At 74.2% G+C, this 7,091-nt stretch carries 4 protein-coding genes; all 4 read left to right on the plus strand.

What is annotated here, in order from left to right:
* The first annotated feature begins 237 nt into the window (after positions 1-237).
* Positions 238-4,251 carry a polarized growth protein Scy gene (scy, locus tag CCN51_RS14935; RefSeq protein WP_014176350.1) on the plus strand — a complete coding sequence of 1,338 codons (4,014 nt, stop codon included), beginning with the start codon at positions 238-240 and terminating at the stop codon, positions 4,249-4,251.
* Between the two features lie 227 nt (positions 4,252-4,478).
* Positions 4,479-5,417, plus strand: a complete 939-nt coding sequence (locus tag CCN51_RS14940; protein ID WP_014176351.1) for a coiled-coil domain-containing protein — start codon at positions 4,479-4,481, stop codon at positions 5,415-5,417.
* Between the two features lie 173 nt (positions 5,418-5,590).
* Complete coding sequence (locus CCN51_RS14945; RefSeq protein WP_014176352.1) at positions 5,591-6,445, plus strand: hypothetical protein; 855 nt, start codon at positions 5,591-5,593, stop codon at positions 6,443-6,445.
* A gap of 79 nt (positions 6,446-6,524) precedes the next feature.
* On the plus strand, positions 6,525-7,091 hold a 567-nt coding region (locus CCN51_RS14950), incomplete at its 3' end, for an ABC transporter ATP-binding protein (RefSeq protein WP_143675806.1).

Genomic DNA, 7,091 nt, shown 5'->3' on the forward strand with positions numbered 1-7,091 from the left:
CCCGTTCCCGTACCCCGGCCGGTAGAGTGCAACCTCGGCCGGGGTACGGGAACGGGATCAGAAAGGGATCAGGGTCCGGCCCAGGCTTTGCCGATGATCTGACACCATTTCTTCGGAAGGGCTAGCTCCGGTCCGGCCGCCACGGCCGGGCGCCAGGTCGGGACCGCGAGGTGCCACGTGGCACCCCAGGTACGGAGCCGGCCGCCAACGCGACCAGGGGACGGATGGGACCGCGCAGTGCGGGGCTACGACCGCTACGAGCCTGACGACCACCTCTCGAAGTTCGAGGCCGAGATGGAGCGGCTGAAGACCGAGCGGGAAAAGGCCGTCCAGCACGCCGACGACCTCGGCTACCAAGTCGAGGTGCTGCGCGCCAAGCTGCACGAGGCGCGCCGCAATCTCGCGAGCCGCCCTGCCTACGACAGCGCCAACCTCGGCTACCAGGCCGAGCAGTTGCTGCGGAACGCGCAGGTGCAGGCGGAACAGCTGCGCGCCGACGCCGAGCGCGAGGTGCGCGAGACCCGGGCCCAGACCCAGCGGCTGCTGCAGGAGCAGGCCGAGCGGCAGGCGCGGCTCGAAGCCGAGCTGCACGCCGAGGCGGTGGCGCGCCGTCAGCGGCTCGACCAGGAGCTCGCCGAGCGCCGCGCCACCGTCGAGTCGCACGTCAACGAGAACGTCGCCTGGGCCGAGCAACTGCGCGCCCGTAGCGAGGCGCAGGCCCGCCGGCTCATGGACGAGTCGCGTACCGAGGCCGAGCAGTCGCTGGCCGCTGCCCGTGCCGAGGCCCAGCGGCTGGCCGACCAGACCCGTGACCGGCTCGGCTCGGAGGCGGAGTCGGCCCGCTCCGAGGCCGAAGCCATCCTGCGCCGCGCCCGTACCGAGGCCGAGCGGCTGGTGAACACGGCCGGCGCCCAGGCGCAGGAGGCCACCCACCACGCGGAGCAGCTGCGCACCTCCACCGCCTCCGAGTCCGACCAGGCGCGCCGGCAGGCCACCGAGCTGACCCGGGCGGCCGAGCTGCGCGTGCAGGAGGCCGAGACGTCGCTGCGCGAGGCGCGTTTCGAGGCCGAGAAGGTGCTCACGGAGGCCAAGGAGGCGGCGGAGAAGCGGCTGTCGGCCGCCGAGACGGACAACGAGCAGCGCACCCGGACCGCCAAGGCGGAGATCGCCCGGCTGGTCGGCGAGGCCACCAAGGAAGCCGAGGCGCTGCGCGCCGAGGCCGAGCAGGTACGGGACGACGCCCGCGCCGAGGCCGAGCGGCTGATCGCCGAGGCCGACGAGACCGCGCGCGCCAAGACCGCCGAGGACTCGGCGGCCCAGCTGGCCAAGGCGGCCCGCAGCGCCGAGGAGGTGCTGACCAAGGCCTCGGAGAACGCCCAGGCCACCACCAAGGCGGCGGCCGACGAGGCGGAGCGGATCCGGGCCAAGGCGGAGGCCGAGGCGGACCGGCTGCGGGCCGAGGCGCACGACACCGCCGCGCAGCTGAAGGGCGCGGCGAAGGACGACACCAAGGAGTACCGCGCCAAGACCGTCGAGCTGCAGGAGGAGGCCCGCCGGCTGCGCGGCGAGGCCGAGCAGCTGCGCGCCGAGGCGGTGGCCGAGGGCGAGCGGATCCGCACCGAGGCCCGCCGGGAGGCGGTCCAGCAGATCGAGGAGGCGGCCGGCACCGCCGAGGACCTGCTGGCCAAGGCGAAGGCCGGCGCCGAGGAGACCCGCGCGGCCGCCACCGCCGAGAGCGAGCGGGTACGGACCGAGGCGATCGAGCGGGCCGCGTCGCTGCGCCGCCAGGCCGACGATGCGCTTGACCGGGCCCGCGGCGAGGCCGAGGAGCTGGTGACCTCGGCCGACACTCAGGCCGAGCAGGTCAGGTCGGAGGCGGCGGAGGCCGCCCGGCGGATCCGCGAGGAGGCCGAGGCGGCCGCCGCGGCCCGCCGCGAGGAGGCCGAGGCCGAACTGGCCCGGCTGCACGGAGAGGCCGAACAGCGGCTGGCCTCGGCCGATCAGGCGCTGCGGGACGCCCGCGAGGAGGCCGAGCGGCTGCGCCGCGAGGCGGCCGAGGACACCGAGCGGCTGCGCGGCGAGACCGCCGAGCGGCTGGCCGCGCTGCGTCAGCAGGCCGAGACGGAGGCGGACCGGCTGCGCGACGAGGCCGTCGCGGACGCGTCGAATATGCGCGCCGAGGGCGAGTCGGTCGCGGTCCGGCTGCGCGGCGAGGCCGCCGCGGAGGCCGAGCGGCTGCGCGCCGAGGCGCAGGACACGGCCGACCGGGTGCGCGCGGAGGCGAACGCCGCGGCCGAGCGCATCGGGGCCGAGGCCGCCGAGGCGCTGGCGGCCGCCCAGGAGGAGGCGGTCCGCCGCCGCCGCGAGGCCGAGGAGACGCTGAGCGACGCCCGCGAGGAGGCCCAGCGGGAGCGGAGCCTGGCCCACGAGCAGAGCGAGGAGCTGCTGGCCGCCGCCCGCAACCGGGTCGCCGAGGCGCAGACCGAGGCGCAGCGGCTGGCCGAGGAGGCCGAGCGGCACGCGGCGGAGCTGGTGGGCGCGGCGGAGCAGCACGCGCAGCAGGTGCGGGACTCGGTCGCGGGGCTGCACGAGCAGGCCGAGGCGGAGATCGCGGGGCTGCGTACGGCCGCCGAGCACGCCGCGGACCGCACCCGCCACGAGGCGCAGGCGGAGGCGGACCGGGTCCGCGCGGACGCGCACGCCGAGCGGGAGCGGGCGGCCGAGGACGCGGCGCGGCTGCGGCGCGAGGCCTATGAGGAGGCGGAGGCCGCCAAGGCGCTCGCGGAGCGTACGGTCGCGGAGGCGATCGAGGAGGCGGACCGGCTGTCCGCCCAGGCCCGCGAGGAGGCCAACCGGCGCCGCTCGGACGCCGCCGAGCAGGCGGACCGGCTGATCACCGAGGCCTCGAGCGAGGCCGAGCGGCTGCGCGCCGAGGCCCAGCAGGTGCTGGACGACGCGCGCCGCAGCGCCAACAAGACCCGTAACGAGGCGGCCGAGCAGGCCGACACGCTGGTCGGCGGCGCGACCGAGGAGGCCCAGCGGCTGGTCTCGGAGGCCAATACGCGGGCCCAGCAGCTGCGTACGGAGGCATCCGACGCGCGGGCGGCGGCCGAGCAGGACGCGGCGCGCACCCGGGCCCAGGCCCGCGGGGACGCCAACAACATCCGCTCGGAGGCGGCCGGGCAGGCCGACCGGCTGGTCGGCGAGGCGACAAAGGAAGCCGAGCGGCTGCTGGCGGATGCGGGTGCGGAGGCCGAGCGGCTGCGCACCGAGGCGTCGGAGACCGTGGGTTCGGCGCAGCAGCACGCGGCGCGCACCCGCGCGGAGGCGGAGCGGGTGGCCACCGAGTCCGCCGCGGAAGCGGAGCGGATCCGTTCCAAGGCGCAGGCCGAGGCCGAGCGTACGGTCGACAGCGCGCGCGAGGACGCCAACAAGCGGCGTTCGGATGCGGCGATCCAGGTCGACCGGCTGATCACCGAGTCCACGGCGGAGGCGGACCGGCTGACGAAGGAGGCGCGGGAGGCCGCGCTGCGGACCGCGACCGTCGCCGAGGAGCAGGCCGACACGATGGTCGGCGTCGCCCGCAAGGAGGCCGACCGGCTCGTCGGCGAGGCGACCGCGCAGGCGAACGGCCTGGTGGAGAAGGCCCGTACGGACTCCGACACGATGCTCGGCGAGGCCCGGGGCGATGCGACCGCCATCCGGGAGCGGGCCGAGGAGCTGCGGACCCGGGCCGAGGCGGACGTCGAGGAGCTGCACGAGCGGGCCCGCCGGGAGTCGGCGGAGCAGATGAAGTCGACCGGCGAGCGCGTCGACAAGCTGGTCGCGGCGGCGACCGCGCAGCTGATGAAGGCCGAGGAGAAGGCCAAGACGCTGGTCTCCGACGCCAACAGCGAGGCCAGCCGGGTCCGTATCGCCGCCGTGAAGAAGGCCGAGTCGCTGCTCAAGGAGGCCGAGCAGAAGAAGGCCGACGCCGAGCGGGACGCCGAGCGCAGGCGCACCGAGGCGGAGGCCGAGGCCAAGCGGATCGTCGACGACGGCAAGCGCGAGCTGGAGCTGCTCAAACGGCGCCAGGAGGACATCAACGCGGAGATCTCCCGTGTCCAGGACGTGCTGGCGGCGTTGGAGTCTTTTGAGGCCCCCGCATCGGGGGGCAGCTCGGGCGGGAACTCGGGAAGGAACGAGAACGGTGGGGTCAAGACGGCGGCCGGCGCGGGTACCCGGGCGAGCGGCAAGCGTTCGGACGGCTGAGACTCCTGGGGCGGGCGCTGCCGAATCGTAGTGTTCGCGGGCGGGGGCGCTAGAGACACACCCCGTGTCGTGTCCGTATCATCCCGACGAGTGACAAGCCGTCTGGCTGTCTGCCACTCAAAAGGCTGGACATTCTCCAGATCAAACGGACGTTGACTCGATGACACGCCGTTTGGCCCCCTAGGATTCCCTCTATCACCTCACCGGTCTCTTTCGACAGGAACCCCATGAGCGACACTTCCTCCCCCTTCGGCTTCGAGCTCGTGCGGCGTGGATACGACCGCGGTCAGGTGGACGACCGCATTACCAAGCTCGTCGCCGACCGTGACAGTGCACTGGCCCGTATCACCTCTCTGGAAAAGCGCATCGAGGAGCTGCACCTCGAGACGCAGAACGCTCAGGCCCAGATCAACGACGCGGAGCCGTCCTACGCGGGGCTCGGCGCGCGCGTCGAGAAGATCCTCCGTCTCGCCGAGGAGGAGGCCAAGGACCTGCGCGAGGAGGCCCGCCGGGCCGCCGAACAGCACCGGGAGCTCGCCGAGTCGGCGGCCCAGCAGGTGCGCAACGACGCCGAGTCGTTCGCCGCCGAGCGCAAGGCCAAGGCGGAGGACGAGGGCGCTCGTATCGTCGAGAAGGCCAAGGGCGACGCGACGACGCTGCGCCAGGACGCTCAGAAGGACGCGCAGCAGAAGCGCGAGGAGGCCGACTCCCTCTTCGAGGAGACCCGTGCCAAGGCCGCCCAGGCCGCCGCGGACTTCGAGACGAACCTCGCCAAGCGCCGTGAGCAGTCCGAGCGCGACCTGGCCTCCCGTCAGGCCAAGGCCGAGAAGCGGCTGGCGGAGATCGAGCACCGGGCGGAGCAGCTGCGCCTGGAGGCCGAGAAGCTGCGTACAGACGCCGAGCGCCGCGCCCGCCAGACGGTGGAGACCGCGCAGCGCCAGGCCGAGGACATCGTGGCCGACGCCAACGCCAAGGCCGACCGCATCCGCAGCGAATCCGAGCGCGAGCTGGCGGCGCTCACCAACCGCCGCGACAGCATCAACGCCCAGCTGACCAACGTCCGCGAGATGCTGGCCACGCTGACCGGTGCCGCGGTGGCCGCGGCCGGCTCCCCCACCGAGGACGAGCCGATCTCGCGTGGTGTCCCGGCCCAGCAGAGCCGCTGACGTCCAGCACCGCTGACGTCGGATCACGCCCGCGCATCTCGTGCCCCGCGCCCGCTCCATGCGGCGCGGGGCACGCGCATGACGGCGCATCGGGCGCGGGCGATAGAGGCCCTGGGTGTCCTCCTCGTGTACGGCCTCTTACGGGCGGGCCGCCCGGTGCGTAACCTCCCCCTGTGACCGACCGCAGCCTCGCCGCCCTCGGGTTCGCCGATGTGCCCGCGTTGCGGCCGTTGACCTATCCGGGCCGACCCGTCACCGCGCCCGCGCTTCTCGCGGGTTCCGAGCTGTGGGAGTTGACGCCCTCGCCGGGCGGGCCGGGCGGCTGGCCCGTACTCGGGGCGGCCCGGATAGGTCAACGACCGCCGCGCGAACCGCTCGACGCCGTACTGGCCCGGCTCGGCCAAGTGCCCCTGGAGCAGCGCCATCCGGTCATCGCGGTCGGCTCCAACGCCTCCCCCGCGCAGCTGCACCACAAGCTGACGGCGCTCGGACACCCGGCCGCCGTGCCGATGGTGCCGGTGCGGGTGCGCGGCATAGGCGTCGGCTGCTCGGCGCACATCGGGCGGTACGGGTACGTCGCCACCGCGCCGTACGCGGATCCGGCGGCCGAGACCCCGCTGGTGGTCAGCTGGCTCGACGCCGCCCAGCTGGCGTCGGTGGACGCCACCGAATTCCCCAACTACCGGCGGATCCTGCTGCCCGGCGCGAGCTTTCCGATGGTGCTGCCGTCCGGGGAGCGGCTGGGCGGCGCGTATCTCTATGTCGGCGCGCGGGGGGTGCTCGCGGGCCCCGACGGCGCCCCGGACCGCCCCTCCGGCAGGCCACGGCCTGGCGGTGGTGACCAGAGCGCCCTGCTGACCGGGCTGCTGGCGTCCTCGGCGCGGCTGCGGGGCCTGTTGGGGCCCGACCCGGGTGCCTGGATCCGGCGCGCGGCGGCGGACCGCGCACTGCGCGAGACGGCCGCCTCGGTGTTCGCGGATGAGGGCTGGGTGCTGCACGGTTACAATCCGCTCTCGACTCTCGCTTAACGGGAACCACCCTCGCGCGGTTATCCTCCTTACCCGCACGGGGGCACGCGCCCCGGACGCATCGCACGAGGGGCAGGGCATGATCGAGGCAGTCGGCCTGACGAAGCGCTACGGCGCCAAGACAGCCGTGTACAACCTTTCGTTCCAGGTGCGGCCTGGCACTGTCACCGGCTTCCTGGGGCCCAACGGATCCGGCAAATCGACGACGATGCGCATGATCCTGGGGCTCGACGAGCCCACCTCGGGCCATGTCACGGTGGGCGGCTACCCCTTCCGCAAGCTGCCCAACGCCCCGCGCCAGGTGGGCGCTCTCCTCGACGCGAAGGCCGTGCACGGCGGCCGCAGCGCCCGCCAGCACCTGCTGTGCCTGGCCCAGCTGTCCGGCATTCCCGCCCGCCGGGTCGACGAGGTGCTGGGCGTGGTCGGGCTGCAGAGCGTCGCGAGGAAGCGCTCCAAGGGGTTCTCGCTGGGCATGGGGCAGCGCCTGGGCATCGCGGCCGCGCTGCTGGGCGACCCGCAGGTGCTGCTCTTCGACGAGCCGGTCAACGGCCTGGACCCGGAGGGCATCCTCTGGGTCCGCAATCTGATGAAGCAGCTGGCGTCCGAGGGCCGTACCGTCTTCGTCTCCAGCCACCTGATGAGCGAG

The organism is Streptomyces milbemycinicus (assembly GCF_002154605.1).
Taxonomy (GTDB): Bacteria; Actinomycetota; Actinomycetes; order Streptomycetales; family Streptomycetaceae; genus Streptomyces; species Streptomyces milbemycinicus.

Excerpts from the sequence above, each read along its gene's own strand:
- CCN51_RS14940 (WP_014176351.1), top strand. The coding sequence starts at position 4,479 with ATGAGCGACACTTCCTCCCCCTTCGGCTTCGAGCTCGTGCGGCGTGGA.